The 26,399-nt window shown below is 60.6% G+C and carries 32 protein-coding genes and 1 riboswitch; of the genes, 24 read left to right on the top strand and 8 right to left on the bottom strand.

Features of this window, described 5'->3' with window-relative positions:
• Positions 1–153: 153 nt before the first annotated feature.
• Positions 154–447 (bottom strand): Fe-S cluster assembly protein HesB, encoded by a 294-nt coding sequence (locus JOE62_RS12145; protein WP_204722558.1) that lies wholly within the window; start codon positions 445–447, stop codon positions 154–156.
• A 183-nt stretch (positions 448–630) separates the two neighbouring features.
• Between JOE62_RS12145 and JOE62_RS12140 the strand changes: the two genes are divergently transcribed.
• The 6 genes from JOE62_RS12140 (at position 631) to JOE62_RS12115 (ending at position 5,210) form a co-directional block, all read left to right on the top strand.
• The gene (locus tag JOE62_RS12140; protein WP_128469936.1) at positions 631–1,164 is read left to right on the top strand and encodes a GNAT family N-acetyltransferase; all 534 of its coding nucleotides are present in this window, start codon (positions 631–633) and stop codon (positions 1,162–1,164) included.
• Positions 1,165–1,234: 70 nt separating this feature from the next.
• The gene (locus tag JOE62_RS12135; protein WP_204722557.1) at positions 1,235–1,621 is read left to right on the top strand and encodes a VOC family protein; all 387 of its coding nucleotides are present in this window, start codon (positions 1,235–1,237) and stop codon (positions 1,619–1,621) included.
• 67 nt (positions 1,622–1,688) lie between these two features.
• Positions 1,689–2,150, top strand: coding sequence for a GNAT family N-acetyltransferase (locus JOE62_RS12130; RefSeq protein WP_338085785.1), 462 nt, complete (start codon positions 1,689–1,691; stop codon positions 2,148–2,150).
• A 107-nt stretch (positions 2,151–2,257) separates the two neighbouring features.
• Positions 2,258–3,019, top strand: coding sequence for an isocitrate lyase/PEP mutase family protein (locus JOE62_RS12125; RefSeq protein WP_204722555.1), 762 nt, complete (start codon positions 2,258–2,260; stop codon positions 3,017–3,019).
• Positions 3,020–3,076: 57 nt separating this feature from the next.
• Positions 3,077–4,150, top strand: a complete 1,074-nt coding sequence (locus JOE62_RS12120; protein WP_204722554.1) for a tellurite resistance/C4-dicarboxylate transporter family protein — start codon at positions 3,077–3,079, stop codon at positions 4,148–4,150.
• A 355-nt stretch (positions 4,151–4,505) separates the two neighbouring features.
• On the top strand, positions 4,506–5,210 hold the full coding sequence (locus JOE62_RS12115) for a hypothetical protein (protein WP_204722553.1): 705 nt from the start codon (positions 4,506–4,508) through the stop codon (positions 5,208–5,210).
• Here the strand turns inward: JOE62_RS12115 and JOE62_RS12110 are convergent.
• From JOE62_RS12110 to JOE62_RS12100, 3 genes are all read right to left on the bottom strand, one after another.
• The gene (locus tag JOE62_RS12110; protein ID WP_204722552.1) at positions 5,207–5,701 is read right to left on the bottom strand and encodes a mycothiol transferase; all 495 of its coding nucleotides are present in this window, start codon (positions 5,699–5,701) and stop codon (positions 5,207–5,209) included. The genes JOE62_RS12115 and JOE62_RS12110 overlap by 4 nt on opposite strands.
• Positions 5,698–6,597 carry a GNAT family N-acetyltransferase gene (locus JOE62_RS12105; RefSeq protein ID WP_204722551.1) on the bottom strand — a complete coding sequence of 300 codons (900 nt, stop codon included), beginning with the start codon at positions 6,595–6,597 and terminating at the stop codon, positions 5,698–5,700. Before JOE62_RS12105 ends, JOE62_RS12110 begins: the two co-directional genes overlap by 4 nt.
• A gap of 116 nt (positions 6,598–6,713) precedes the next feature.
• Positions 6,714–7,133: an FAD-dependent oxidoreductase gene (locus JOE62_RS12100; RefSeq protein ID WP_204722550.1), complete on the bottom strand. Its 420-nt coding sequence runs from the start codon at positions 7,131–7,133 to the stop codon at positions 6,714–6,716.
• Positions 7,134–7,210: 77 nt separating this feature from the next.
• On the opposite strand from JOE62_RS12100, the gene JOE62_RS12095 reads away from it, so the two are divergent.
• The 6 genes from JOE62_RS12095 (at position 7,211) to JOE62_RS12070 (ending at position 11,739) form a co-directional block, all read left to right on the top strand.
• Positions 7,211–7,714, top strand: coding sequence for a hypothetical protein (locus JOE62_RS12095; protein WP_204722549.1), 504 nt, complete (start codon positions 7,211–7,213; stop codon positions 7,712–7,714).
• Positions 7,715–7,781: 67 nt separating this feature from the next.
• A complete protein-coding gene (locus JOE62_RS12090) occupies positions 7,782–8,420 on the top strand; it encodes a lysoplasmalogenase family protein (protein ID WP_204722548.1) in 639 nt (212 codons plus the stop codon).
• Positions 8,421–8,446: 26 nt separating this feature from the next.
• On the top strand, positions 8,447–9,205 hold the full coding sequence (locus JOE62_RS12085) for an alpha/beta fold hydrolase (protein WP_204722547.1): 759 nt from the start codon (positions 8,447–8,449) through the stop codon (positions 9,203–9,205).
• Between the two features lie 22 nt (positions 9,206–9,227).
• Positions 9,228–9,788 carry a GNAT family N-acetyltransferase gene (locus tag JOE62_RS12080; RefSeq protein ID WP_204722546.1) on the top strand — a complete coding sequence of 187 codons (561 nt, stop codon included), beginning with the start codon at positions 9,228–9,230 and terminating at the stop codon, positions 9,786–9,788.
• Between the two features lie 4 nt (positions 9,789–9,792).
• Entirely contained in the window at positions 9,793–10,230 is a 438-nt protein-coding gene (locus JOE62_RS12075) for an OsmC family protein (RefSeq protein ID WP_204722545.1), read from the top strand.
• Positions 10,231–10,518: 288 nt separating this feature from the next.
• Positions 10,519–11,739, top strand: a complete 1,221-nt coding sequence (locus JOE62_RS12070) for a mechanosensitive ion channel (RefSeq protein WP_204722544.1) — start codon at positions 10,519–10,521, stop codon at positions 11,737–11,739.
• A gap of 83 nt (positions 11,740–11,822) precedes the next feature.
• Here JOE62_RS12070 and JOE62_RS12065 read toward each other — a convergent pair whose 3' ends face one another.
• A complete protein-coding gene (locus JOE62_RS12065) occupies positions 11,823–12,782 on the bottom strand; it encodes a GNAT family N-acetyltransferase (protein ID WP_204722543.1) in 960 nt (319 codons plus the stop codon).
• A gap of 79 nt (positions 12,783–12,861) precedes the next feature.
• Positions 12,862–12,967: riboswitch (TPP riboswitch) on the top strand.
• Here JOE62_RS12065 and thiO point away from each other — a divergent pair.
• The 7 genes from thiO to JOE62_RS12030 all read left to right on the top strand — a co-directional run bounded on the left by thiO (position 12,965) and on the right by JOE62_RS12030 (position 19,376).
• Positions 12,965–14,092, top strand: a complete 1,128-nt coding sequence (gene thiO / locus JOE62_RS12060; RefSeq protein ID WP_204722542.1) for a glycine oxidase ThiO — start codon at positions 12,965–12,967, stop codon at positions 14,090–14,092. Its footprint overlaps the riboswitch before it by 3 nt.
• Positions 14,089–14,334 carry a sulfur carrier protein ThiS gene (gene thiS / locus JOE62_RS12055; RefSeq protein WP_052253651.1) on the top strand — a complete coding sequence of 82 codons (246 nt, stop codon included), beginning with the start codon at positions 14,089–14,091 and terminating at the stop codon, positions 14,332–14,334. Before thiO ends, thiS begins: the two co-directional genes overlap by 4 nt.
• An 8-nt stretch (positions 14,335–14,342) precedes the next feature.
• Entirely contained in the window at positions 14,343–15,158 is an 816-nt protein-coding gene (locus JOE62_RS12050; RefSeq protein ID WP_204723292.1) for a thiazole synthase, read from the top strand.
• Positions 15,155–16,300, top strand: a complete 1,146-nt coding sequence (moeB, locus tag JOE62_RS12045; protein WP_204722541.1) for a molybdopterin-synthase adenylyltransferase MoeB — start codon at positions 15,155–15,157, stop codon at positions 16,298–16,300. Before JOE62_RS12050 ends, moeB begins: the two co-directional genes overlap by 4 nt.
• 66 nt (positions 16,301–16,366) lie before the next feature.
• The gene (locus JOE62_RS12040) at positions 16,367–16,903 is read left to right on the top strand and encodes a GNAT family N-acetyltransferase (RefSeq protein ID WP_204722540.1); all 537 of its coding nucleotides are present in this window, start codon (positions 16,367–16,369) and stop codon (positions 16,901–16,903) included.
• Positions 16,904–17,050: 147 nt separating this feature from the next.
• Entirely contained in the window at positions 17,051–18,958 is a 1,908-nt protein-coding gene (typA, locus tag JOE62_RS12035; protein ID WP_066140514.1) for a translational GTPase TypA, read from the top strand.
• Positions 18,939–19,376 carry a hypothetical protein gene (locus tag JOE62_RS12030; RefSeq protein ID WP_204722539.1) on the top strand — a complete coding sequence of 146 codons (438 nt, stop codon included), beginning with the start codon at positions 18,939–18,941 and terminating at the stop codon, positions 19,374–19,376. Before typA ends, JOE62_RS12030 begins: the two co-directional genes overlap by 20 nt.
• 76 nt (positions 19,377–19,452) lie before the next feature.
• Here the strand turns inward: JOE62_RS12030 and JOE62_RS12025 are convergent, their stop codons facing one another.
• Together JOE62_RS12025 and JOE62_RS12020 are read right to left on the bottom strand one after the other, a co-directional pair.
• Positions 19,453–19,962 carry a helix-turn-helix domain-containing protein gene (locus JOE62_RS12025; protein ID WP_204722538.1) on the bottom strand — a complete coding sequence of 170 codons (510 nt, stop codon included), beginning with the start codon at positions 19,960–19,962 and terminating at the stop codon, positions 19,453–19,455.
• Between the two features lie 125 nt (positions 19,963–20,087).
• Positions 20,088–20,312 (bottom strand): putative acetyltransferase, encoded by a 225-nt coding sequence (locus JOE62_RS12020; RefSeq protein WP_338085784.1) that lies wholly within the window; start codon positions 20,310–20,312, stop codon positions 20,088–20,090.
• A 232-nt stretch (positions 20,313–20,544) separates the two neighbouring features.
• On the opposite strand from JOE62_RS12020, the gene fdxA reads away from it, so the two are divergent.
• From fdxA to JOE62_RS12000, 4 genes are all read left to right on the top strand, one after another.
• Entirely contained in the window at positions 20,545–20,868 is a 324-nt protein-coding gene (gene fdxA / locus JOE62_RS12015) for a ferredoxin (RefSeq protein WP_013349521.1), read from the top strand.
• Between the two features lie 12 nt (positions 20,869–20,880).
• Positions 20,881–21,996, top strand: coding sequence for a succinyldiaminopimelate transaminase (gene dapC, locus JOE62_RS12010; protein ID WP_204722536.1), 1,116 nt, complete (start codon positions 20,881–20,883; stop codon positions 21,994–21,996).
• 98 nt (positions 21,997–22,094) lie between these two features.
• The gene (locus tag JOE62_RS12005; protein WP_038990615.1) at positions 22,095–23,381 is read left to right on the top strand and encodes a citrate synthase; all 1,287 of its coding nucleotides are present in this window, start codon (positions 22,095–22,097) and stop codon (positions 23,379–23,381) included.
• Positions 23,382–23,581: 200 nt separating this feature from the next.
• Positions 23,582–24,130, top strand: coding sequence for a hypothetical protein (locus tag JOE62_RS12000; RefSeq protein ID WP_204722535.1), 549 nt, complete (start codon positions 23,582–23,584; stop codon positions 24,128–24,130).
• Between the two features lie 76 nt (positions 24,131–24,206).
• Here JOE62_RS12000 and dapD read toward each other — a convergent pair whose 3' ends face one another.
• Positions 24,207–25,160 (bottom strand): 2,3,4,5-tetrahydropyridine-2,6-dicarboxylate N-succinyltransferase, encoded by a 954-nt coding sequence (gene dapD / locus JOE62_RS11995; protein WP_204722534.1) that lies wholly within the window; start codon positions 25,158–25,160, stop codon positions 24,207–24,209.
• 82 nt (positions 25,161–25,242) lie between these two features.
• Between dapD and dapE the strand changes: the two genes are divergently transcribed.
• Entirely contained in the window at positions 25,243–26,319 is a 1,077-nt protein-coding gene (dapE, locus tag JOE62_RS11990) for a succinyl-diaminopimelate desuccinylase (protein ID WP_204722533.1), read from the top strand.
• The last annotated feature ends 80 nt before the right edge of the window (positions 26,320–26,399 follow it).

Raw genomic sequence — 26,399 nt, 5'->3', positions numbered from 1 at the left:
AACGATGACGCACGGAGCCGCAATATACAAGGCTGCGGGCCAGCTGGCCCGGGAAAAATATCCGTCCAGTTGGCCGAGGTAATTTGTTAAAGAACTGCGGGGCCGTCCCGAAGGACGACCCCCGCAGCCAAAGCTAAAGGGCAGGGTGCGGCATTAACCCTGTTCGAGAAGCTGGAAGCTCACGCCGCCCTGCTCGTCTACTGCCGCATCGAGTACTTTGCCTTCCAACGCGTCGGCAATCGCCTCGTCCACATAGACAGGGCTGCCTTCGGTATCCACCACCCCGTCGGTGCTCTCGGGAGCCGGGACAATCTGCAATCCGAAAGCGGCATCTTCCGGGTGGGTGCTGTCTGCCTGCATGATGCGCAGGCCAGCGGTTTCTTCCTCGGCTTGGTTGGTGACGATCGCGGTGACGATCGATGCTGCTTGGTCGGTCAGTGCGAGCACGATGGCTCTCCTTCCGGTTGAGGACATGCCAAGTTCAGGGCACGTGGGTGCCACGATTCCAAAAATGGCAATGAAACTCAACACCGCTTAACAGCTGCGCAACATGCTTGGACTCGACCCCAGCCCAGCGATAGGGTCCGCCCCAATGCATTAATAGGAATTGAACCGCGAAGGAGAAAACGAATGAGCAACAATCCGCCAGCCCACGGCGTGACTACCACGGAGCCTGAATTGCGCTTGACTGACTTCCGTGCTCAAGACCTGTCTGCGGTGCACAACTTCGCTGCTGACCCACTGGTGTGCCGGTACTCGACGTGGGGCCCTAACCAGCTGGCCGATACCCAAAAATTCCTTGCCGATGCACTAATCGAGCAACCGCACCGTCGCTTGCGAGCGATCATGCTTGGTGATGTGCTCATTGGTTCTGCGTCAGTGTGGGCAACCGACCGGAATGCCAAGGCCGGAGAGCTTGGCTACACGCTGAATCGGGAATACTGGGGCAACGGATACGCCACGGCTGCCGTGGGACACCTGCTCCGACTGGGGTTCGAAGATCTTGGTTTGGAACGAATCAGCGCAACGTGCGATGCCAGGAATGCAGCTTCCATCCGCGTCCTTGAGAAATCCGGTTTCAAGCTCGAAGAGCGTCGCACCGAAGACCCGGAAAACAACAAAGGACGGGTTGAAACCCTGGTCTTCGGATTGCACCGAACCTAACTGTGGTCAAGCGCCTTGCAGGTATATTGGCAGTACTGCGATGAGCATGTCTAGAGACGAGGAAACCTGAATGAGACTCCATCACGTTCAGATATCAATGCCACGTGGTGAAGAATCTGAAGCTCGACGATTCTACGGTGAAGCGCTGGGACTTGCTGAAGTTCCCAAGCCTGCCTCCCTCGCCGGAAGGGGAGGATGCTGGTTCCGTGCTTTCAAAGCGGATGCCGTGGTGGCGGAAATCCATCTTGGCGTAGACGATCCCTTTGTACCGGCCAAGAAAGCGCATCCGGGATTAGTTTGCGACTCAATCCATGAGCTGGAAACTCTCGCTGAACGCATCGGCTCCATGGGCTATGAACTGTCTTGGGCTGAGCGTGAAACCTTTGAAGGATATCTGCGGTTCCACGCGCGTGACGGATTCGGGAATCGACTGGAAATCATGACTCCGGCAAGCTAGCACAATCACATTACGTTCGGGAGGCCTTGTGGAACCGACGACTTTCGCAGCAACCAGGGATCAAGCCGTGCCAGATGATGTCGCGCGATTGCTTGCCTCTGTTCCCGAGTGGTTTGGCCAACCTGAATCCAACGCGGAGTACATCCAAGCCGCGCGGAGCAAGGAAACCTGGACCGTGCGCAATGCCGCCGGCACGGTACTCGGTGTTCTCTTGGTCGACCGGCACTACGCCCACAGCATCGAGATCCATCTAATGGTGGTCGACCGCGAGCACCACAACAGCGGAATCGGGTCGGTCTTGTGTGCTGCTCTCGAATCCGACGCGCTCGCCGAGGGAGTTCAGCTGCTGCAGGTCAAGACCTTGGGGCCTTCGCACCCGGATGCAGGCTATGCGAAGACTCGTCGGTTCTACGAAAGTCAGGGATTCCTGCCGCTGGAGGAAACTGACCTCTGGGGACCCGAAACGCCCTGCCTGATTATGGTGAAACCACTAGCCGGCAAGCAGCGAGGGAAGCGAAATAGCGCTTGATTTCGGGCCGAATGGGGGGAAAGCTGGGAGTTCATCTTGCGGTTGTTTAGCTAGGGGAACTGGAGCCGTAGACTGGGCGCAATCCGCCACGACGATAGGAGATCTCCTTGCCGCATATTTCAGCTCTTGCCCAGAACCTCGCCCAGCAGCATGCTTCAGGAAAGCTGTTGGTGATGCCCACCGTGTGGGATACCTTCAGCGCCAAGGTGGCGGTGGAAGCCGGGTTCGAATCCCTGACCATCGGCAGCCATCCTGTCGCCGATTCCATTGGCAGCGCCGACGGCGAGCAGATGGACTTCGCAGACTACTTGGCTGTGGTGCAACGCATCACCAGCAGCGTCGACGTGCCGGTCAGCGCCGACGTCGAGTCCGGCTACGGACTGGACCCCAAAGAACTCTTCGAACGCGTCGCCGCATCGGGTGCAGTTGGAGCGAATATCGAAGATGTCCTCCATCGTGAAGGAGGCCGTGTGCGCGAACGCCAGGAGCATGCGGACTACATCCACGGCGTCCGCCAAGCGGCGGATGCTGCTGGCATCGACTTCGTGATCAACGGACGCACCGATGCTGTGAAGCTTGCCGACAAGTTCGCCGACCCGCTGGGTGAGGCTATCGAGCGCATCAAGCTGATGGAGCAGGCCGGTGCGCGCAGCGTGTATCCGGTGGCGCTGGCCGATGCGGATCAGGTAAGGCAGGCCGTGCAATCGGTTGGAATCCCGGTGAATGTCACTGCCCACCCGGTCACGGCGCACGCCGCCGGAGACTTGGCGGCCTTGCGAGAGCTGGGAGTTCGCCGGGTGAGCTTCGGACCGCTGTGGCAAATGTGGCTGGCGGAGGTCTCCGGCAGGCAGCTCGGGGAGTGGCTCTGAGCCCTTGCCAGATCATGTAATTGCGCCTCGCTGAGGCAACAGTCGTACGCTGGAGGCATGGACGAACGGCAAACCCAGCATGAAACGGCACCCTCCAGACCTCGGGTTTTCCGTGAGGTCCTGGAGAACCTGTCGCCAGGGTATTTCGCCCTGACGATGGGCACTGGCATTGTTTCCGTTGGCCTTCACGAAACCGGATGGGACCTGCTCTCCGGGATCCTGCTGGTGATTGCCGTGCTGTCGTATGCAGTGCTGTGGGTGCTGTACATCTGGCGGGCAATTGCCTTCAGCGGAGCCATGAGGGCTGAACTTCGCCGACCGGAAATGGCCTTCGGGTACTTCACCGTCGTTGCCGGCACCGATGTTCTCGCGGTGCGGTTGGGTGCCGAAGGGTTCAGCGCGATCTCCATGGTGCTCGTGGCCCTGGCCGCCATTCTCTGGTTCATCTTCGGCTACGTGCTGCCGTGGCAGGTCTTCCTGAGCCGGGACGGAAAGCCGATCCTCTCCCGGGTCAACGGCACCTGGTTCATCTGGGCGGTGGCCAGCCAATCCTTGGCCATCGGCCTGAGCGTTATCCAGCCGCATGTTGCGAACGGGCAATCCCTGATCGGGTTGCTGGCCGTGATGACCTGGTCGGTCGGTGTCGCGCTCTATGCCGGCATCGCCGTGCTGGTGCTGCTGCGGATCGTGTACTTCGGGATGACTCCGAAAGAATTCGAACCACCGTATTGGGTGGCCATGGGAGCCATGGCCATAGCCGTTGTCGCGGGAAGCAAGATTGTCGGCATGGATTCCACGCCAATGGTTGATGCCACCCGTACGCTGATTGCCGGGACAGTGGCGGCTTTCTGGAGCTACTGCCTCTGGCTGATTCCAATCCTGGTGGGCGCTGGCGTGTGGCGGCATGTGGTGCACCGCGTTCCGCTGGTGTACGTGCCCACGCTATGGTCAATCGTCTTCCCTGTCGGAATGTTCGCAGTCGCCTCGATCAACCTTGGACGGGTCGACTCCTTGCCGGTGGTGGAAAACATCGGCCACGGGTCGCTGATCGCCGCTGTGCTGGTGTGGGCTGTGGTCTTTGTTGCGATGATCCGCCACTATGTGCTGCTCGCTTGGCGCAGCCGCAGCTAATAACTGATTCCGTAGGCCTTGCCGATGCTGTGGTTGTCCTCAATGGTTGCAGCAAGAACGCGGACAGATCGGCACGCGGTATGGTTCCGCCCAACCGGCCGGGTTCGCCATGCCGTGTGCGACCGTCTCGCGGCCGCGGCTGGGGCAGCGGGGATCGAACCGAGCAGCTGCCCCGACAGGCCGAAAATCATTCTCAGCATTCCCCGTACCCGTTAAGCATTATTCATGGTCGGCTATGCATTATTCATGGTCGGCGAGTTGATGAAATGCTAACTTAGGCCACAGGCGGCTATATCAACCCAAAGCACCGAGGCGCGTCATAATGAATGATTTTCCTGCTCAATCTCCATCTGGCATGAAGCAACGTCGAAGAGCATTCGCGTGGCAACCAGAATCCGATACGCTCGTTGCCCTGGCCACCTTGCTGGCGTTTTCCCTGTGCTACTACGCGGGAACCTCGATCAACAGCCTTTTCCTCTGGCTTGGCATTCTGGTCTTCGGCACCGCCATCCCACTGTGGACGGTGCTGTGCCAGCGGCGTGAAACCCTGGCCGGGGTGGGGATCACGAGAAAATTCCTGCTGGCGTCCGTGGCTGTCTCGCTGGTTCTGGGTGCCGGATCCGCCTACCAATTGTTTGCCTTGTCCAATGCCATGGGTGCCGATCTTGCAAGCCACCTGGTGGCGAACTTCCTGGTTCTGTGGGAACCATTCTTCGTCTTCGGCTGGCTGTATCTGCGGTGGGAACGCGCCTTCGGATGGTTGCCCGCTATTGTGCTGACCGGACTTGGCTTCATGATCCAGCACCTCGGATCGGTCCAGTTGGAAGCGGCAGCAGGCTTCGGTGTTTTCGCAATCATGTTCGCGATTGCTTTCTCCCTGGTGCGCAATCTGGCCGTGCTGTGGCCGCTGTTCTATCCTGTAGCCAGCGGGATCGGGACCTTGCAGGCGGGTTTTGTGATGGGATGGGACGATGCCGGCATTTCGGTTATCGTCCTGGTGCTCCAGCTGGCGATCTTCTGGTGGATCAGCAAGAAGGCCAAGAGTCTGCCTGCGGCCTAGATCATCGTGCCGGCAGCGTAGGCGGCCTGCCCGACATGCACGGATGCATCGTCGATGATCGATACCAAGCGAACCCCACGGGTTACTGCTGGATTCCAGCTGCGATCGATGATTTCGTCCAGTTCTTCTTCGCCCAGGGTGGCGGCGTAGCCGCTGAGCGCGGACAGGCACGCGGCCAAGTAGGCCACGAGCAGCTGCTGGTCGCTCACGGTAATCTGGCGGGCCTGTTCGGGGCTATGCCCGTAGCCCATCGAATCACCGAGCTCGCCCAGGTTGAAGCGTGCACGGAACTGCGCCCAGAGTTCGGGTTGGCCGCTCAGCGCCGAGAGCTGGATATCGGCTTCGCGCCCGGCATGCCACAGCAGCCAGGCAATCGAGTTGGGATGGTTTCCCGGATGGGCATTGAGCTGTTCGGCGCTTAGCTGCGGCAGGGAATGCGCCGCGTCAATTGGGCGCTGGGCCAGGTCGGCCAGAATCTCGGAGGCCTTCATGATTCCACCACTTCCTCGCGATGCCAGTCGCGGTCTTCGGTATCGGCAACGAACCCGGCGGCGAGATAGGTGGCAACGGCTGCGCGGTTCTCGCTGGGCGTGCACACCAAGGCACTGGACGCGCCCATTGACCGCAGCTCTGCGGCGGCGGCCAGGCTGATCGCCGTGCCGAACCCCTGGCCGCGAAAAGCCGGGTGCACCGCAATGGGTTCCAGGAGTCCTGGCCGCCCGGAACCAGCGGACCAGACCCCTGCGACGGCCAGCGGGTTCATCTCCCCGTCGTAGGCGGTGAGGCATTGGCCCTGATCATAGATGGGAGTGCTGGCCATGGTGTGCCAGCGTTTCAGCGCCCGGGCCAGATCCTCCTGCGTGAAATCGCTGCCGCGAAAGGCGTTGAGGTGCACTTCCATCCACTGGCCGGCCAGGGAAGCATCAATCCGCCGGAAGGTCAGTTCGGGCAGCAGCACCGGAGCATCCAGGGCACGGCGCAGGGGAGTCCAGGCTTCACCGGGCATCCAGCCATGGGCCTGCAGGATCTTGCCCAGTGCCGTTGCGCCGCGGGCTTCGATGCTGGCACTTCCGGCCGGGAAGATCTGGTTTTCCGCAGAGCTGAGGTCGGCATGGATCTGCTCGGCTAGGGGCTGGATGTCGACAAAGTCGGGATGCAGTGCCATGCGGATCAGGTTCGGGCCATCGAGCAGGCCGATGGCATAGATGGATTCGCGGTCCGACCAGGCCCGCAGGCCTTGCGCGGCGGCTTCCATGCCCCGCATGGCGTACCAGCCCACATCGCCTGGATGCAGTTGCACCGGCAGGCCGTCACGTTGCCAGCTGGCGAGCTCGTCAACGACGTCGGCAACCTGCGCCGCGGCGGGGGTATGCATTCGAAGGCCCATTGGCCTATTCAAGCACCGGGCATGCCCGGCGGACAAGGGTACGCAAAAGGGCAGCGGGATGGCAGCTTCCCCAGGATGCTGCGCTCCCGCTGCCCATGCGTGCGAGTGCCTCCGGCCTACAGCTCGACGGTGGCTTCCCAGGCAGAGTGGATGGCGCCGTGGATGTAGTTCACGGCGCGGGCATCGCCGACCACGTCGACGCTGAAGCCTGCGCCGCGCAGCTCGTCGGCAACTGGTGCGGCGGCGGTGGCGCCGTCCGCGTGGATCACCATGTCGGCCACGGCGCTCTGCGCCTCGCCGTTCACCGTGAACTCCACGGACTTTTCGGTGATGCGGTCCACCGTGGCGTTGCGGTGGATCTGCACGCCGTGGGCCAGGTTGTCCTTGACCGCGGTCCAGCGGCGCGGCATGGCCAGCGGCAGGCCAAGCCGCTGCTTCTCGTGCACCAAGGTGACCTTGCGGCCGCGTTCGGCGAGGAACTCGGCCAGGTCCGGGCCTACCAGCGAGCCGCCGATCACCACGACGTTCTTGCCCATCGGCAGCCAGTACTTTGGTGAACTGGCGGACGAACTCAGGGGATTTGGTCAGGCAGGAGAGGCGGCCCAGCTTGCCCATGGTGCTCAGCACCAGGCCGGCCTCGGCGGCGGTGGCGGTGCCCAGCATCATGGCGCGCAGGGTGTCGCCGGTCTGCACGTTCGGCAGGTCGCCGCCGGGCATGTCGGGCTTCGAGCGCATTGCGCCGGTGGCAACGATGATGTGGTCCGGGTTCAGGGCGCGGATGGTCTCCACGGTGGCAGGGGTGTTCAGCTTGACCGCCACGCGCAGTCGCTTGAGCTCGGACTTCAGCCAGTGCAGCAGGCGCTCGTTGTCAGGGGTGGCCATGGTGGAGAACCACATGGTGCCGCCCAGGCGGCCGGCCTTGTCGATCGGGGTGACGCGGTGCCCGCGTTCGGTCAGCACGCGGGCCGACTCCATGCCCGAAGGTCCGTATCCGACAACCACGATGTGCTTGGAAGCGCTGGGAGGCTTCAGCGGCAGCAGCGTCTCATTGCCCAGCGCCGGGTTCACCGCGCAGAACGGGGTGTCGTCGAAGAAGTTCTCTCCCACGCACAGGTAGCAGTTGACGCATGGGAGGACCTGGTCGAACTTGCCCTCGCGCAGCTTGTTCGGCAGTGCTGGCTCTGGTGCTCGTCACTTCGGCCCATTTGCTGGCCCAGCTGTTCTGGCTTACCGCATTGCTGGCCGATGCCACGCAGATCTTGCTGATGCCGTTTTTGGCAGGAGCGGTGATCGCCTCCATCACTTCGCCGCGCGGCAGGCTGATCCGGTTGCTGCTGGCAGCGCTGTTCTTCTCCTGGGTCGGTGATGCACTGCCGCGGTTCATGGATGGAGACCCGGCATTCCTGGCCATGGTTGGCGGGTTCCTGATCGCGCAGTTCTTCTACATTGGCGCTCTGGCAAGATACTGGAAATCTTCCCTACTGCGCCGTTGGTGGATGCTGTTCCCCTATCTTGCGGCATTCGCAGTGCTGCTGGTCCTTGGCTCAGCCAGAGCCGGAGCGCTGCTTGCCCCGGTGATCATCTACGGTTTGGCATTGATGGTGATGGCCATCCTCAGTACTGGGCCGGGACCTGTCGCGGGTTCCTGCGGCGCAATTTTCTTCCTTTCCGATTCCTTGATCGCACTGCGCTCGTTTACGGATATTGGCCTTCCCTACATCGGATTCTGGATTATACTCACCTATGTGGCTGGGCAGGCGATGATCAGCTATGCCGCGAGCCAGCGTGATGCACAGGAGAAAAGCACGACGACATGCAGGTAAACCACCTCAGCAGAATCCCGTTATTCATGGTGCATGGCAACGGCGTAGACCACCGCATTCTCAAGCCGCTGGAACCATCGCTGGAGAAAACGCAGATTTTCGACTTGCACTACATCGACTTGCCTGGCTTCGGTACCTGCCCGCCGCTTGAAAATTCCGGTGGCCTGCCAGAACTGGCAACCTGGTTGGAAGCGATGATCCGGCAAACCGCGGGCGAGGGAAAATTTGCGCTGCTGGGCAATTCACTTGGCGCTTTGCTTTGCCAAGAGATGGCCGACAGGTTTCCTGTCCAAGCTCAAGGGCTTTTCCTCCTGGCGCCAGTGGTCTTTCCTGATGGCGCTCGGCGTACCGTGCCGGAGCGGCAGGTGTCAGTAGCAGACCCATTGCTTCTGGCTGAGCTTGATCCACGCCATGCGCAATTATTCTCTGACGTAGCAGTGGTTCAAACACCTGAAGCATGGCGGAAGTTCGCGCAGTGGGTGCTGCCCGGGTTGGACTGCGCGAACTTGCGCGCCATGGCCAAGCTGTCACGGCGGTACTTCCTTGACCCGCTGCCCGTCGAGCGCGAAAGCCAGCTGGATATTCCGGTCACGATCGTGTGCGGGAAGCAGGACCATGTCACCGGATACCTGGATCCCGAGCGGCTCGTCCACCGGTATCCCCTGATGAAGCTCCGCGTGCTTGAACAAGCGGGCCATAACGTGCACCTCGAGCAGCACGAACGGGTCTTGGACGAATTGCGGGACTGGGCGCAACGTACCGGCGGCTTGCAGGAACAATCTTGAACCGGAAGCAAGGTCCAACCCGATGACGCGCAACGCTCGATTGCGACTTGAGGAAATGCCGGCATCCGGCTACATTTCGAAGCAGCAACTACGGTTTTGCCTGAGCAAGAAGGAACTTGGCATGGATGAAGCTCTCGTGCTGCGCGAGTTGGCGAGCATTGATGAAGTGCCTGACCTACTGGATATCTGGCGCAGTTCGGTGGAACGCCGGGGGGACTTCCTCTCTGCTGCAGACATTGATGCAGTGGCAACCGCCCTGGAAGCAATCTATAGCCAGTCGGTGACCGTCAGAATCGCCCAGCAAGGCCAGCGCATCACGGGCTTCGCAGCCTGGAGCGATACACGCATTGAGCTGCTCTGGGTGCGGCACAGCGATCGCCACAATGGTGTGGGCCGTATCCTGCTGGACGAAATCGTCGCGCACACTCCTGGCATCAGTGTGCATCTGGATAGCCAGCGCCAGCCTGCCATTTCATTCTTTGGCGACTGCGGCTTCTTGGCAGTCGACGGTGGTCCAGAACTGGTGCCGGAACGGATCACGTTGCGCCACACAGAATCTTTGCCCCGAATCGTGGCACCATAGTTCCATGAGTGAAAATAGCCGTGAAATCCGGGAAGTCAGCATCAAACGCGTTGAATCACGCAAGTACCAGGCCACCAGCCTGGAATCCGGCGCCAGCCTGGAATTCGGCCAAGGCGAAGGGCTGCTGACGCCGGTGGAACTTCTGCTGGCTGCCATTGCCGGGTGCTCAGCGATCGATGTTGATGTGGCGACTACCCGCAGAAGCGAACCTGAGAACTTCGAAGTCAAGGCGAGCGGCTACAAGGTCTCCGAGGACTCGGCTAGCCGAATGGAAGACATCCGCCTTGGCTTTGATTTGAAGTTCCCCGATACCGAGGAGGGGCGCAAAGCGGCCGGCATGGTTGAACGCATCGTCAAGCTATCCCATGACAAGTACTGCACGGTTTCCCGCACAGTTGAGCTAGGTGCCTCAGTGCAGAGCGAAGTCATCAACCAGGCCTGATGCATTTCGTGCGAATCCCAGATTGATAATGGCCAATGGCTGACTCCGCAACAGCCTGCAAGGCAATTCACGGATTTGAGCGCGACACGAATTTCCCAACATTGCGTGAATCAGTTGTGATTATGGCTTGATTGTTCGAAAAACGTTGAATCCAGCGTGAATGAATCATGCATCCGCAATTCGGGGTACGAAAGTCCATCGATTCAAGCTGGCAGTACGGGTCTTTGCCCTAGTCAGGAGAGAACCTTCATCGTAGGGTCAGATTGTCCCTACGTTGAAGGAGCAGCAATGCAGTCTGAGAACGTTTTAGGCAATATCGACTGGGCGTCGATGCTACAAAAGGTTGGCATCGCGCTAATCATCCTCATCATTACGTGGCTTCTAGCGCGCATCGTTCGGTGGGCTGCCGCCAAATTGGTGACCAGGGTGAAGTTCCTGCAGAAGCAGGGCAACGACGGAGAGCAAATAGGCCAATCTCTGGGCAAGGTCGCGGGTTTGATCGTCTGGCTATTCGGCCTCGTGGCAATCCTGCAAGTATTCGCGCTATCTGAAGTGCTATCGCCGGTGCAGGGCCTGCTCGGCGGCGTCATGGCTTTCATCCCCAACCTCATTGGTGCGGGCTTCATCTTCTTCATCGGCTACGTGATCGCGAATATCGTTCGCCAGCTGCTGAAGACCGGTTTGGGAACTGTCGACTTCAGCGGGCTGGTCCGCAAACTTACCCCACGCAATGAACCGGTAGACGAAGTACAGTCCCGAGAATCCCAAGCGAAGATCGTTGACATCATTGCCAACATCGTCTTCGCCTTGATCCTGCTCGTCGTTGCCATTTCGGCACTGCAGGTCTTGGGTATCGCGGCAATTTCGGACCCTGCCCAGCAGATGCTGCAGTTGGTCTTCACTGCGATTCCTCAGGTCATCATGGCCTTGGTGCTGTTGGCAGTCGGTATTCTGATTGCCAAGTTCGTAGGCCAGCTGCTTGAATCAACCCTTCACGGGGTGGGCGCCGACTCTGTTGTTGCCCAATGGGGCGTAGTTCCCGAAGGAAAGAGCGCTTCGGGAATTATCGCTGGCATCGTCAAGATTGCCATCGTGCTGTTCTTCGGCGTGATGGCAGCCCAGATGCTGAACTTCCCGGCGATTACCAACATCCTCAATGAAATTCTGGCCTTGGGCGGCAAGATTCTCTTCGGCGCAGCAATTATCGCCGCAGGTTTCGTCATCGCCAACGTCATTGGACGCTTCTTGGGCGACACAACCGCTTCAAAGATCATCCGCTACACGGCAATTGCGTTGTTCGTAGCAATGGGCTTGAAGTACATGGGTATCGCCGACTCGATCATCAATATGGCCTTCGGTGCAATCGTCATTGGCGCGGCTTTGGCTGCGGCTCTGGCCTTTGGACTTGGTGGCCGCGATGCTGCGGCTCGCACTCTGAAAAAGATCGAGGCCAATCAGGCTACCGACGGCCCGGATTCGACGCCACCGGCATCAACTCCAGGCATCTAGCCAATATCACTAAACCTGAGGGACAGATAAAAAGTCGCGGAAACCGAAACCGGATTCCGCGACTTTTTTTGTTGCCCGCCAAGCTACGGCTGCGTGCTCCACGGCAACGGCACTACATCCGGGACCTGATCAGTCCGCAACCGCGCGTAGGCGTACACGTCAATGCGTTCTCCATCAACCAGGAACTTACCGCGCTCGACACCCTCGCGCAGGAACCCGTTGCTTTCGGCTACACGCTTCGATCCAGGATTATTCGCCCGAAGTCCTAATTCCAAACGGTACAGACCTAGCTCGCCAAACAGGTGGTTCACCAAAGTTGCCACTGCGCGAGTGGCCAGAGACCTCCCGCGGTAGTCCTGGTTCATCCAATACCAAACCCATGCATTCTGATTGTCTGGATCGACAGTACCGCAGACCAAACCGACCAGCCGGTCTCGATAGGCGATGGCGAAAGCCTGCTGCCGTTCGCCGGCCTCCATCAGGGAACGCACGTACGATGCGGCTTTTTCCGGAGTGTCGGCATCTCCTTGGCGTTCCATATCGGCATTGGAGGAAAAGGCTTCGAAAACGGCTTCGGCATCCGATTGGCGCAGCCTGCGAACTGAGAAATCGTCGTCGACAGGTGCGGCCTTGCTGGGTTCTGCAAAAGAAAGCTGCCGCGCAGCGGGCGTGCCCTGATGGAAGAACAGCTGCCAGCGATCCTGCTCATGGATCCACAGCGAACTGCGCTCGCTGGCGGATGCCGAGGGCAACCTCCAGCGCAGAAGCACCGCTTGATCGGCAACCTGGATTGCCACGGGGCTCCCGACTTCCCGAGATCCAGAATCCACTTCCGGCTCCTGGTCCAGCTGGGCAATGATCGACTCGCGATCGTAGACACGGCCGCTGGCACCCACTTCGGAGAACTGCGGATGCAAGTACCGTTCCAATTGCCTGCGGCTATGGCGCTGGTTGGTTTCCAAGAGCTCCTGCTCCAACGAAATGATCGTGTTGGACAACGCAGATCCCTGGGGAAGCACGCGGGGGAAGTCATGAGATGCCATGTCAACTAGTACATCACAGAAGATGACGGAGCTGCGGTTGCTCCAGTTCGACTTTATGAGCTGGATCATGCCTATAATCGCAGTACTCCGCGGGAGCCTGTAATCGACCAGGCTGAGAGGGCACCGAGCCGACCGCTACACCTGATGCGGGTCATGCCGCCGTAGGAAGGATGCGTGCCCTCGTGCATGTGAATATTGTTGGCGCCGGAATCATCGGCCTGTCCGTCGCGTTCGAACTGGAATCACGGGGACATACTGCCACCCTCATCGATCCAGCACCAGGCCAAGGTGCAAGCTACGCGGCGGCCGGAATGCTGGCCCCGGCAGCTGAAACGGTCTGGGGCCATGGCCCGCTTCACGAGCTGCTTGCCGCCTCGAATGCCGCCTATCCAAAGTTCATTGAGCGCATCGAATCCATGACCGGGCAACGCCCGGACTACCTGCAGAACTCAACCCTCGTCGTCGCGGCCGAACCGGCTGACCGCGAAGCCCTGCATGAGCTGGCCGAACTGCAAGCTTCCCTCGGCCTGTCAGCGGAAAAGCTCTTGCCCAGCCAAGCCCGCAAACTCGAACCAGCCTTGGCCGCGAATATAGCAGGCGCAGTCCTATGCCAAGATGACCACCAAGTCGACCCACGGTCAGTCGTCAAAATCCTGCTTGATCACCTGCGTGGCCGCCTGATCGAGGAGCGGGCGCAGGCGCTGGTGAGCGACGGGAGCCGAACCACCGCGGTACGCACCGCATCGGGCAAGATCCTCGAAGCGGATCAAACCATCGTGGCCAACGGGCTGGGCACCATTGACGGCCTGGACCGGGTGCCGGTGCGCCCCGTCTACGGAGATATTCTCCGGATCCAGGGGCCGGCCGGTCCGCCATTGATCACCCGGACCATCCGCGGCATTGTGCACCGGGAGCCGGTGTATCTCGTGCCGAGAAAGGACGGCAGCCTCGTGCTTGGAGCCAGCGTCCGGGAAGACCGCCAGCCTGCAGTGAACATCGGAGCCATGCACCTACTGCTGGACAATGCACGAAAGCTCATCCCCGGCATCAGCGACTGCACGCTGAACGAGGCAACTGCCCGGGCCCGTCCCGCCACACCTGATGACCGTCCGCTGCTGGGGCGCATTGACCCGGGCCTGGTGCTCTGCACCGGATACTCCCGGCACGGCGTCCTGCTGGCTCCGCTGGGCGCAACACTCACCGCTGACCTTATTCACGGAAATGGAACGCACCCCTTGCATCAGGCTGTGAATCCACACCGCTTCGCCACAGCAACCCAGACCACCGACCGAACGGAGCATCACCCATGAAAAGCATTGGCATCAAGTTCAATTCCCGGGAACTGAACCTGGACGAAGGAATCACCCTTCGCGAATTCATCAGCATGCAGATCGGCAAGGATCTGGATAGCAACTCGGCGGCCGTGGACGGCAGCAAGCTTGGAATAGCCGCCGCGGTCAATGGCGCTGTCATCCCGCGCAGCGCCTGGAACAGCTACACGCTGGCCGAAGGGCACAGCATCGAACTCGTTACCGCAGCCCAGGGAGGCTAGGCGTGGACATGCAAAACATCACCGAACTGGACATCAACAGCGATCCATTCCAGGTTGCAGGACGCACCTTGTCTTCGCGCTTGATCCTCGGCACCGGGGGAGCGAGTTCGCTGGCCACCCTGGAAAGCGCATTGCAGGCCTCCGGAACCGAACTGACTACCGTGGCCATCCGACACTTTTCGGCGGCAGGCGAGTCCAACGTGTATGACTTGCTGCAGCGAAACAACGTGATTGCGCTGCCGAATACCGCTGGATGCTTCACCGCCCGCGACGCGATCCTCACCGCGCACCTGGCCCGCGAAGCGCTGGAAACGAACTGGATCAAGCTCGAAGTGATTGCGGACGAGCACACGCTGCTGCCCGATCCGCTGGAACTGCACGCTGCCACCGAACAGCTGGTCGCCGACGGGTTCCAGGTCTTCGCCTACACCAATGATGATCCTGCCCTTGCCCAGCGCCTCCAGGACGCCGGTGTTGCGGCCATCATGCCAGCCGGAGCACCAATCGGTTCCGGCCTGGGCATCTTGAACCCGCACAATATTTCCACCATCGTCTCCCGCGCCCAGGTGCCTGTCGTTCTGGACGCCGGAGTCGGCACCGCCTCGGACGCTGCGCTGGCCATGGAGCTCGGCTGCGACGCCGTGCTGCTGGCCAGCGCGGTGACCCGGGCGCACAACGCACCACTCATGGCCAAGGCCATGAAGGATGCGGTGCGTGCCGGACGCGCCGCACGGCTGGCCGGCCGGATCCCGCGCCGCGACACCGCCCTGCCATCTTCGCCCACCGAAGGCATGATGCAGACCCTGGTCGGTGACTTCTCGTGAACCAGTCAGCATTGGTAGCCCCGGGGCCGGAGCTGGCTCCTCAAGAATTGGCGCGTTATTCCCGGCATCTGTCGCTTCCCGGCGTCGGCGAAGAAGGGCAACGCAGGATCGCCAATGCCAAGGTGCTGGTGATCGGAGCCGGGGGACTGGGCAGCCCCATTGCCAGCTACCTGGTCGCTGCGGGGATCGGCACCCTCGGGGTCGTGGACGACGACACGGTTGAACTGTCCAACCTGCAACGCCAAACCATGCACCGGCAACAGGACGTAGGACGCTTGAAGGTGGAATCGGTCCGCCGGATGGCCCACGAGCAGAACCGGAATGTCCGGGTTATCGCCGTGGAGGGCAAACTGGACGAGACCAACGCCGTGGCGCTTTTCAGCGACTACGACCTGGTCATCGACGGGAGCGACAACTTCGCCACGCGCTACCTGTCCAACGACGCCGCGGAAATCACCGGCACCCCACTGGTATGGGGGACCCTGTTCCAGTTCTCCGGGCAGGTGTCCGTCTTCGACCCGCGCACCGGTCCGATGCTGCGCGATCTTTTCCCTGAAATCCCTGATGCGGACTCCGTGCCCAGTTGCGCCGAGGGCGGGGTATTTGGTGCACTGTGCGGCGTCATTGGCTCGGTGTTGTGCACCGAGGCCCTGAAGCTCATCACTGGAATCGGCACCACGCTCAGCGGAAAATTGTGGCTCTATGATGCACTGGAAGCCAGTGTGCGAACTCTCGACTTTGCCAGGGACCCGCAACGCGAGCCGGTGAGCAAGCTGGGAGAGTACCGGCCGGTGTCCTGCGCTATCGAAGGGCATGCTCCGGAACTTACCGTTGATCAACTGGCGGACCTTGAAGCGCAGGAACCGGTGTTGCTGGTGGATGTGCGTGAAGCCTGGGAACGCGACATCATCGCGATCCCGCACAGCCAGCACCTGCCGCTCGTGCAGCTGGAAGAACACGGACTGGGAGGGCTCGCGCAAGGTGCCTCGGCGGTTGTGTTCGTCTGCAAAACTGGTGTCCGTTCACAGCAGGCGGCGCGGATTGCCAGGCCGGATCTGCAGCCAGCCGTCCAGGTGTATAGCCTCAGCGGTGGCACCGTGGAATGGGCCAGACAGGTTCAGGGGCAGCAGGTGGCCTACTAGTGCCCAGCGTTGCTGTGCCCGCGCTTCTTGGAGCCGGCCCAGCTCTGGCATACTTGCGCTATGGCTTTGGGAATTGCGCTGGAGATCCGTGAATTGAAAATCGGCGACGAGCAGCAGGCAATCGATGCCCATCATTTGATGCTTGGCGATGATTTCGAGTTCCTGCCCACCTGGTCTCTCGCTGAGGCGTGGGAAGACTATGTCTACCGGATGAAGGCAGGGCGCCGTGGCGAGCACATCCCCGAAGGATGGGTTCGCTCGGCGCTGTTTGCCGCCTTCGACGACGGGGAACTGGTGGGCCGTGTATCTGTGAGGTATGAGCTCAACGAGGGCCTGCTTCATTACGGCGGGCATATCGGCTATGGTGTAGTTCCCGAGTATCGTCGCCGTGGTGTGGCACAGCAACTGTGCAGATTCGGATTGCAGGAACTGCGCGAATCAGGAATTGAGCGCGCACTGGTTACCTGTGCTTCCGATAACATCGGTTCAAGATCGACCATTGAAAAATGCGGCGGATTGCTGGACGCCAAGCTTCCGGAAATTCAAGCCAGCCATCGCGCCGGCACGCTGCGTTTTTGGATACCTACCCAGTCGATCCGCTGAATTTCTCGCGACCGGTACATGAAATTCCTGTATGTTCTGACACAGATCAACAGACTATTAGTCTCGAGCGCGTAAACTGGATTGTTGGGTCGACTTTGGCCCCGACTCCACAGACCCAAATTCTCGAGCGGAAGTGAGCCTTCACGCATGTCAGCAAACACCATTACTCGCGATGAACTTCGCAATGTAGCCATTGTGGCGCACGTTGACCACGGCAAGACCACCCTGGTCAACGCCATGCTCCAGCAGACCGGCGCATTCGACAGCCATGGTGAAACCGAAGACCGCGTGATGGACTCAGGTGAGCTGGAACGCGAGAAGGGCATCACCATTCTTGCCAAGAACACCACCGTGTTCTACAGCGGCCCAGCGGCCGAGGGCAAGAAGATGACCATGAACATCATCGACACCCCGGGCCACGCCGACTTCGGTGGCGAGGTTGAACGCGGCCTGTCCATGGTCGACGGCGTTGTCCTGCTCGTCGACGCATCCGAAGGCCCGCTGCCGCAGACCCGCTTCGTGCTGCGCAAGGCGCTTGGCGCCAACCTGCCAGTGATCATCGTGGTCAACAAGACCGACCGCGCCGATGCCCGCATCGACGGCGTCGTCTCCGACTCCATGGATCTGCTGCTCGGCCTGGCCTCCGACTTGGCCGACGAAGCTCCGGACCTGGATCTGGATGCCATTTTGAACGTTCCCGTGGTCTTCGCTTCGGGCAAGGCCGGTTACGCATCGATGAACCAGCCAGTTGACGGCACCCTGCCTGACAACGAAGATCTTGAGCCGCTGTTCGAGACCATCATCAAGCACGTTCCTGCGCCGACCTACACCGAGGGTGAAGTCCTGCAGGCCCACGTCACCAACCTTGACGCTTCGCCATTCCTCGGCCGTCTTGCGCTGCTGCGCATGATCAACGGCACCCTGCGCAAGGGCCAGCAGGTCAACTGGGCACGCCAGGACGGCACCATGAAGCAGGTCAAGATCACCGAACTGCTGGCCACCCAGGGCCTGACCCGCGTTCCAGCTGAAGAAGCCGGACCGGGCGAGATCGTTGCAGTCGCCGGTATCGAAGACATCATGATCGGCGAAACCCTCACCGACCTGGAGAACCCTAAGCCGCTGCCGCTGATCACCGTTGATCCACCTGCGATCTCCATGACCATCGGCATCAACACCTCGCCACTGGCTGGCAAGGTCAAGGGCGCCAAGGTCACCGCACGCCAGGTCAAGGATCGCCTGGACAAGGAACTGATCGGCAACGTTTCGCTGAACATCCTGCCAACCGAGCGTCCAGACGCTTGGGAAGTCCAGGGCCGTGGCGAACTGGCACTGGCCATCCTCGTTGAGCAGATGCGCCGCGAAGGCTTCGAGCTGACGGTTGGCAAGCCGCAGGTTGTCACCAAGATGATCGACGGCAAGGTCCACGAGCCAATGGAGCGCATGACCATTGACGTGCCGGAAGAGTACCTGGGCGCTATCACCCAGCTGATGGCATCGCGCAAGGGCCGCATGACCGACATGGCCAACCACGGTACCGGCTGGGTTCGCATGGAATTCATGGTTCCAGCACGTGGCCTGATCGGCTTCCGCACCCGATTCATGACCGAAACCCGTGGTGCCGGCATTGCCGCTTCGCTGGCCGAAGGCTACGAGCCGTGGGCAGGCGCCATCGAGTACCGCATCAACGGCTCGATCGTGGCCGACCGTGCCGGCGTGGTGACTCCATTCGCGATGATCAACCTGCAGGAACGCATGAGCTTCTTCGTGAAGCCAACCGAAGAGGTCTACGAGGGCATGATCGTGGGCGAGAACTCGCGCGCCGATGACATGGACGTGAATATCACCAAGGAAAAGAAGCTCACCAACATGCGTGCAGCTTCCTCGGATTCCTTCGAGAACTTGACCCCGCCACGCACCCTGACCCTGGAAGAGTCGCTTGAATTCGCTCGCGAAGACGAGTGCGTTGAGGTCACCCCGGAAGCAATCCGCATCCGCAAGGTGCTGCTGAACGCCAACGACCGTGCCAAGGCCAGCCGTGCACGCGCACGCTCCTAATAAGCGCAATTCCCTCGGAGGCAACTTCTCCGCGCTGTGGCGCGGTGCGGTTGCCGCCGTGGCTGCAGGATTGTTCGGCACGGCAATCCACGCCTCCATCAGCTACGTCGGAAACGATGTCCCGCTGGTTTGGGGCGTGCTCGTTGCCTGGCTCCTGCTCGGAGTTCTGGTGTACTGGGCTGCGGTTTCCTCCGCGAAGCTGTGGGCCGGTGCGGCGGCGTTCATCGGATGCTATGTGACTGTTGGACTGATTTCCTATGTGGGCGATGACCAGCTGATCTTGGGCATGCAGTACTACGAGTACCTGCCCGGACCGACGTTGGCCTCTGCACTGTGGATGTACGGAATGGTCATTCCGTCGGTGATTGCCTTGCTGTGCTCATTGCGGGTGCTGCGCAAGCAACAACGGCAGAACTGAAAAACAGCAGGAGTTCTTCCCCCACGGGAGGAACTCCTGCTGTTTTTAATAAGGTTTTGGGGAAGCGGTGACCGGCCTACTGGCCGTCACGCGCATTGCCGGTGATATCCAGATGGTGGGCCAAGAACAGCGAGGTGGCCACACCATCGGGATCCGGCTCGCGTACTGCATAGTCCTCGATAACCGCCCGCAGCCGGCTCATCAATTCCTTCTGATTTTCTTCGTTGAGTTTCAGACCCAAGCGGATGACCTGTATTTCCTGCGGATCAAGTCCCTCGATTTCCTGCAGGAAGGTGTCCACCAGCATCGGAGCCGCGTCGGGAATGCGGGTGCCCCAGGACTGCTTGGTGCTTCGGTAGGGCACTTCTTTGGCACCGCGGTTGCCTCGGCGCGGCTCTTCCGCGGCGAGGTAGCCGTTGCTGACCAGGGTGCGCACGTGATGCAAGGACGTGGCGGGATTCAAATCCAGAATGTCCGCAATTTCCTTGTTCGTGCGTGACTCATGGAGGCACAAGCGCAAGATGCGAAGCCTCAGCGGGGAGCTGAGGGCTCGTGCTCGCGATTGGACAAGTTTATCGGAGGGCATGAAAACAGCATACGCGAAAAGTGCTGAGTGATTGGCAGATTCAAATCACATGTCTTCCCAAGCCGGATCAACGCAGCTGCGACCCGGATGAGTGGCATCGTGAAATCAGGGCCGCTTGCAGAACGCTATTCGCTGCGCGGGATGCGGGGCCTACGGCGCGCCGGAGCCTGCGGTACCCGCTTGGCATGGGTGATCGCCGCACGGGGGATGCGTACCAGCTCGGTGCGGGTCTGGATGCTCACCGATTCCTCGGTTACTTCCCTCAGCTCTCCCAACGCGTCGGAAAAATGTCCGCCGGCCTGGCCCTCGGCCAGTCGGTAGCGGACAACTAGCCGTTCACCGGGCGTCACATCACTAAAACTAAGCATTTGGAAGCGTCATCTTTTCGTAAGAAGAATTCATTTGCACCACGGGAAACTGAAATGTGAATGGTCGATTACGTCACAGCGCGCCGATAGGCGGTTCGATGAATGGTTATACAGGACTAGACTGTAGTTTGAGCTGGTAAAGGATTCAAAGAGCATCTGCTGAAACCACTAGCTCTGTTGAAACCACCCAGTGCAAGGAAAGGTCTCGGTCCTCGTGACTTACATCATCGCTCAGCCGTGCGTCGACGTGAAAGACAAGGCGTGCGTCGAAGAGTGCCCGGTAGATTGTATCTATGAAGGTGAGCGCTCGCTCTACATTCATCCGGATGAATGTGTTGACTGCGGCGCCTGCGAACCTGTCTGCCCCGTCGAAGCCATCTACTACGAAGATGATGTGCCGGACGAGTGGGCCGACTATTACAAGGCAAACGTCGACTTTTTCGACGAACTTGGATCCCCGGGCGGCGCCGCTAAAATTGGTAACACCGGCACTGACCACCCACTGATCAGCGCCTTGCCACCTCAGAACCAAGGCTAGGTTTTCACTTTCATGCTTGAACTCCCCGATTACCCCTGGAACCAGCTTGCCCCGTATCGCGAGCAGGCGTCCGCATATCCGGGGGGAGTCGTGGACCTGTCGATCGGCACGCCCATCGACAGCACGCCGCAGGTCATCCAGCAGGCGCTGGCCGACGCTGCCAACTCGCACGGCTACCCGACCACGCACGGGACCATTGAGGTCCGCCAAGCCATCGTCGACTGGTTCGCCCGCCGACGCAACGTCACCGGATTGAGCACCGATGATGTCATGCCGACGGTTGGCTCCAAGGAAATGGTGGCGTGGCTGCCGTTGTTCCTGGGCCTGGGCGCAGGCGATATCGTGGTCCGTCCCGAAATCGCCTACCCGACCTACGACATCGGTGCCCAGCTGGTCGGCGCGACCCCAATCGCCACTGACGACCTCTCGGAATTGACTGCTGAGCAGCGCGAGCGAGTGAAGCTGATCTGGGTCAACTCGCCTGGCAACCCGACCGGAAAGGTCCGTGATACCGCCCAGCTGGCAGGCATCGTGGCCCAGGCCCGTGAAATGGGTGCCGTCGTCGCCTCCGACGAGTGCTACGCGGAACTGGGGTGGGATGAATACGAGGGGCAGGTGCCCAGCATTCTGGACCCGGCGGTTAACGGTGGAAACCTCGATGACCTGTTCGCGCTGTATTCGCTGTCTAAGCAGTCCAACCTCGCCGGATACCGCGCCGCCTTCGTTGCTGGTGCTCCCAATCTGATGCCGTCTCTGGTCAATAGCCGCAAGCATGCTGGCATGATCGTTCCCGGTCCAATCCAGCACGCCATGGTGGTGGCCCTGAATGACGACGAGCATGTCGCGGCGCAGCGCGAGCTGTACCGGGCACGCCGTGACATGCTGCGGCCGGCGCTGGAGAATTTCGGCCTGGCCATCGAGGATTCGGTGGCGGGCCTGTACCTGTGGTGCACCGCTGGGCGTCCGAGCTTTGAAACCATCGGGGCGCTGGCGGAACTGGGCATCGTGGCCGGTCCCGGGGCCTTCTACGGCACCGCCGGGGAACGCCACGTGCGCGTGGCTCTGACTGCATCAGACGAACGGATCGCGGCTGCCGTTGAACGGTTGAATTCTTCCGCCAATCGGTGAAGATGACGCCCTAATTAGCTTGAATGGGTCAAATCGCGGTATGTTCTACGGTGACGACTGACCTTTCGGAACTACACGCTTTCCGGTTAGGAGATGCAATGACAGATACTACGTCTGCACAGCTACACTTTGGAGAATCCAGCCTCGAGCTGCCGGTAATTCAGGCAGCAGAGGGCAACGACGGATTCGGCGTAGCCCCACTTTTGAAGACCACCGGGAACGTGACTTACGATCCCGGCTTCATGAATACCGCGGCCACCAAATCCGCGATTACCTACATCGACGGCGACGCAGGCATCCTGCGCTATCGCGGGTACCCCATCGAGCAGCTGGCCGAGAAGTCCAGCTTCATCGAGGTCACCTACCTGCTGATCTACGGCGAACTGCCAACTGCCGACCAGCTGGCCGAGTTCGACAACTCGCTGCGCCGCCATACCCTGCTGCACGAAGAGCTCAAGGGCTTCTTCGGCGGCTTCCCTCGCGACGCGCACCCGATGCCGGTGCTGTCCTCGGCTGTTTCGGCCCTGTCAACCTGGTACCAGGATTCGCTGGATCCGAAGGATGACGCACAGGTTGAGCGTTCGACCCTGCGCCTGCTGGCAAAGCTGCCGGTCTTGGCCGCGTACGCGCATAAGAAGTCCATTGGCCAGGCACTGCTGTACCCGGACAACTCGATGAACATGGTCGAGAACTTCCTGCGCCTGTGCTTCGGCACCGCTGCCGAGCCGTACATCGTGGATCCAGACGTGGTCAAGGCCCTTGACCTGCTGCTGATCCTGCACGCTGACCACGAGCAGAACTGCTCGACCTCCACCGTGCGCCTGGTTGGCTCCTCGGAAGCCAACATGTTCGCTTCGGTTTCGGCAGGCATCCACGCGCTGTCCGGCCCGGCCCACGGCGGCGCCAACGAAGCCGTGCTGAAGATGCTGCGCGAAATCCAGTCTTCGGGCATGACCCCTGAAGAGTTCATGACCAAGGTCAAGAACAAGGAAGATGGCGTACGCCTGATGGGCTTCGGCCACCGCGTGTACAAGAACTACGATCCACGCGCCAAGATCATCAAGAAGACCGCTCACGACCTGCTGGCAAAGCAGGGCAAGAACGAGCTGCTTGATATCGCGATGAAGCTGGAAGAAACTGCACTGAACGATGAATACTTCATCTCGCGCAAGCTCTACCCGAACGTGGACTTCTACACCGGCCTGATCTACACCGCCATGGGCTTCCCCGAAAAGATGTTCACCGTACTGTTCGCCATCGGCCGCCTGCCAGGCTGGATCGCGCAGTGGCGTGAAATGATCAAGGACCCCGAGCTGAAGATCGGCCGCCCGCGCCAGCTGTACATGGGTGAAACCGCTCGCAACTACCCGGGCTACCAGGCCTAGGCTAGCTGCCGGATTCCTGCGGCAGGACCTGTCTTCCCACGATAGTGGGGGACAGGTCCTTCCCTGTTTTAAGCGGAACTTCGGGAGTATCCTTTGAGGCAGAGGAAACGACAAGTGTGCCGAAGGATCAGGTGGTATGCATGTACTTACGTCGTGGAAATAATTGGTCGCTGACCATAAATACCAATCAGAATATGCTGATGGCGTTGTACCTGCGCGAACTCTCAGGCGTCCACCCCGCGGAGGCCGGACCCAATAGCCGGCTGGCTTCCAAAATCAAGAACCGCAACATGATTGACGACTCGCACGGACAGTTCAAGCAGGAATGGAGTTCCTGGTGGGATTCGCTGACCGCGGTGGCGCCAGCCAGCGAACCGGAAGCCAGTGATGCACTGATCAAGCGGCTGGAAGACGAGGGCTACCCGGCCCTAGCCCGGCTGGCCCGGGCCCACTATGGGCAGGCCACGGTATTCGCCCAGCAGCATGCCCATGATTTTGCAGAAAACAGCGGCAAGTATGTGCCGCACCGCATGGATGAGCTGGAGAGGATACTGATTGACCACGGTGTGGAACACGATATGCAAGCCACTCGGCAGGAGATCCACCTCGTTGACGTGCCCTTGGACGAGCCCAGGGCTTGGCTGACCGGCAGGGCCACCATCGTGGCCAGCACGTCGCTGCTACGCGACTCCAAGGCCTTCCACGGCTTCATCCAGCCGATGGTGACCATCATCTTTCCCGGTGGCTAGCCGAGCAGCAAGAAATTGGGCAATAAAAACTGGCAGACCACTTTCTTGATCTGCCAGTTCGAATGCAACAGGAGAATTAGTTGGCGTGAAGCGCGCTGTTCAGCTCAACGGTCTGGCCTGCGCGCGGCAGGGCCTCAACAGCGCCGGTGATTGAATTGCGGCGGAAGAGCAGGTTTGGCACGCCGGACAGCTCAAGCGCCTTGACCTGCTTGTCGCCGAGAACGACTCGGGTGCCGGCGGTGACGTACAGGCCAGCTTCGACCACCGAGTCATCGCCGATCGAGATGCCCACACCGGCGTTGGCCCCCAGCAGCACGCGTTCGCCGATGACAATGCGTTCCTTGCCGCCACCGGACAAGGTGCCCATGATCGATGCGCCGCCTCCAACGTCCGAGCCATCGCCGACAACGACCGATGCCGAAATGCGGCCTTCCACCATCGAGGTGCCCAAGGTGCCGGCATTGAAATTGACGAACCCTTCGTGCATGACGGTGGTGCCCGAAGCCAGGTGGGCGCCGAGGCGCACACGTCCAGCGTCGGCAATGCGCACGCCGGCCGGAACCACATAGTCGACCATCCGCGGGAACTTGTCCACGCCGTACACGGTGACCGCACCACGAGCGCGCAGCTTCAACCGGGTCGTTTCGAAGCCCTCGACCTGGCAAGGACCGAAACTCGTCCATACGACATTTGCCAGGTGGCCGAAGATGCCGTCGAGGTTGATGCTGTTCGGCTGGACCAGGCGGTGCGATAGCAGGTGCAGGCGCAGCCACACATCGGCGGTGTCAGCCGGAGCTACATCAAGATTAATGGTCAGTGAAACTACCTTCTGGGTGGTGCCGCGGGCTGCATCATCCTGCGCGGCGGCAGAGAGTTCACCGGAGAGCTCTTCAGCTTGGGCGAGTTCGCCCAAGACGGGAGCCGGGTACCAAACATCAAGGATCGTTCCATCGGATGCGACCGTTGCAAGGCCATGCGCTGAGGCTAAACGGACAGATGATTCGCTGGATGTCACAGATTCTGAAGTCATACACCGATCGTATCTTTGCTGACCGGTGTAACGTTGATAAATGACAAAAAAGTGAAGCTAGAGACTCAGGACGTAGCCAGCCGTGAACGAATTGGACCTGCAACAAGACGTTGCCCTGCTCACCGAGCAGGTCATGAACATTGAATCCGTTTCCGGCAATGAACAAGAGCTGGCCGACAAGGTGCACCACGCGCTGCAGCAGCTGGCGCATCTTGAGGTCCATCGGGACCAGGACGCCATCGTGGCGCGCACCAGCTTTGGCCGCGAACGCCGCGTCGTGCTGGCCGGGCATCTGGACACCGTGCCGTTGCCGCGCACCGAGGGCGCCAAGGGCACCGTCCCCGCACAGGTCATCGGCGGGGTGCTCTATGGCCGCGGTGCGACGGACATGAAAGGCGGGGTTGCCGTGCAGCTTGCCCTGGCGGCAGAGCTGACCGACGCCAAATACGATGTCACCTACGTCTTCTACGACCATGAGGAAGTTGAAGCGGCCAAATCCGGATTGGGCCGGCTGGCCAAGAACAGCCCGGAACTGCTGGAAGCCGACTTCGCGATCCTGCTGGAACCGACCAACGGCACCGTCGAAGGCGGGTGCAACGGAACCAGCCGCTTCGTCATCCGCACCCGCGGCAAGGCGGCCCATTCGGGACGCGCATGGATGGGGCATAACGCGATCCACGACGCGGGGGAGATCCTGCAGCGGCTGGCTGCCTACCAGCCCCAGACCATCACCGTCGAAGGCCTGGACTACCGCGAGGGAATGAACGCAGTCCGCATTGCCGGCGGCATCGCGGGCAACGTGATTCCGGATTACTGCGAGGTGGAAGTGAACTACCGATTCGCCCCGGACAAGACGCTGGCCGAGGCTGAGGCCGTTGTCCGCGAGCTTTTCGCTGGCTTCGATATCGAGCGCACCGATGGCGCCGATGGAGCCAAACCGGGATTGGACCAGCAGATTGCCGCGGACCTGATCAAGGTGCTGGGCCAGGAACCAAAGCCGAAGTACGGCTGGACCGACGTGTCGCGCTTCTCGGCCTTGGGAGTTTCGGCAGTGAACTTCGGCCCAGGAGATGCGCTGCTAGCACACAGCGATGATGAGCATGTACCGCAGCAGGCCATCCGTGATTGCCTGCAGAGCCTGCGCGCATGGCTGCGCTAGCGACGCCCTGTCACTGAGGAATTGTCGTGGCAAGAAAAAATCTCCGTACCGTGTGGTTGATGCCCAAGCGGTACGGAGAT

This window comes from Glutamicibacter nicotianae, from assembly GCF_016907615.1.
GTDB lineage: Bacteria > Actinomycetota > Actinomycetes > Actinomycetales > Micrococcaceae > Glutamicibacter > Glutamicibacter nicotianae.
The sequence above is the reverse complement of the archived record's forward strand: the minus strand, read 5'-3'. Positions and strand labels throughout refer to the sequence as shown.